Raw genomic sequence first — 1183 nt, forward strand, 5'->3', positions numbered from 1 at the left:
GCAGATACTGGCTCAAATCATACAACAGGTCACCGAAGGTGGACATGTGCTTCCTTCACTGCTGGCACTTCAACTCCGTGAAGCTGTGTCGTCCTTAACTCTCGATAGCTTCTGCTGCCGCCAAGCCTCGCTCGTCAGACTGATCGAAACTGGCCTCCGGCAAAGGTGTCAAAGTGCGATCGGGCGTTGTTCGCAGAGCACCAGGAGCGAGGCCGAGGGGTCTGGCTTGCACCTTTTCCACCGCAGGATACAACTGGCGCTTCCATTCCGACGCGCCGGCGCTCTCCGAGTGCAGTGGCATGCTGCTGATTTGCAGGCGAGTGCGGCATCAACGCTGCATACGGGACAGGCGCTGCTGGCATGCGTCGACAGCCGATGGTTCATCATACCCTGATCGCGGGGGTGCGAGCGCGGCGCCAGTTTGCGCTTCGCAAGCGACTTCCCCTTTTCTTAACTTTCCGGACTAAGTCCCATGGCCGGCGCTGTCGACGAAGTGGATCGCGGTGCCTGCTCATCACCGCTTTACCTTCAGGAAACACCACGGAAGCGGGTGAATGGGACTTTTCGGGGCTTGTCACTTCGTTAGGTTGCCGAGAACATTCGATGGACTGGACTGCCTGATGAACATTCGATTGATCTTGCTCGCGCTCTCCGATCGGGTGCCGGGCGCCCACCTCATTGCAGGTGACAGCGGGAGTCTATTCACTGGATTCTGCGAAGGTCGCGGCGTCGAAGGTTGAGGTTACGTTCGACATGAAGCAACTGAGCACGACCGCTCCAGGGTTCACCAAGCATCTCAACGGCGCCGACTTCTTCGATACGGCAAAGTTCGGCACCGCGCGCTTCGTGTCGACTTCGATTAAGCCGTCCGGAAAGAATGCTGCCGTTATCGTCGGCAACCTGACGATCAAGGATGTCACCAAGCCCGTCACCCTGAACGCGCGTTTTCTTGGCGCCGGCAGTAGCCCCATGGCCAACAACGCGCTCAACGTGGGATTCAGCGCGACCGGCAATATCAAGCGCAGCGACTTCGGCGTCGCAATTACCGGATGGATCGGGCGAAAGCGGGTATGGGACCGCTCAGCCGCGAAATTCACTCCCGATCGATGAAGGGATAGTCAATGCCGTGCGCGCAACACCGCTATGGCCTGGTATCGATCGCGCTTCACTGGTCGATCGCGGT

1 protein-coding gene is annotated in these 1183 nt (G+C 58.8%); it reads left to right on the plus strand.

The genetic code is table 11. The features are described from left to right. The first annotated feature begins 684 nt into the window (after window positions 1-684). Complete coding sequence (locus tag MRBLSP13_RS17345) at window positions 685-1110, plus strand: YceI family protein (protein WP_363755766.1); 426 nt, start codon at window positions 685-687, stop codon at window positions 1108-1110. The last annotated feature ends 73 nt before the right edge of the window (window positions 1111-1183 follow it).

It is taken from the genome of Sphingobium sp. LSP13-1-1.1, assembly GCF_040676415.1.
Taxonomy (GTDB): domain Bacteria; phylum Pseudomonadota; class Alphaproteobacteria; order Sphingomonadales; family Sphingomonadaceae; genus Sphingobium.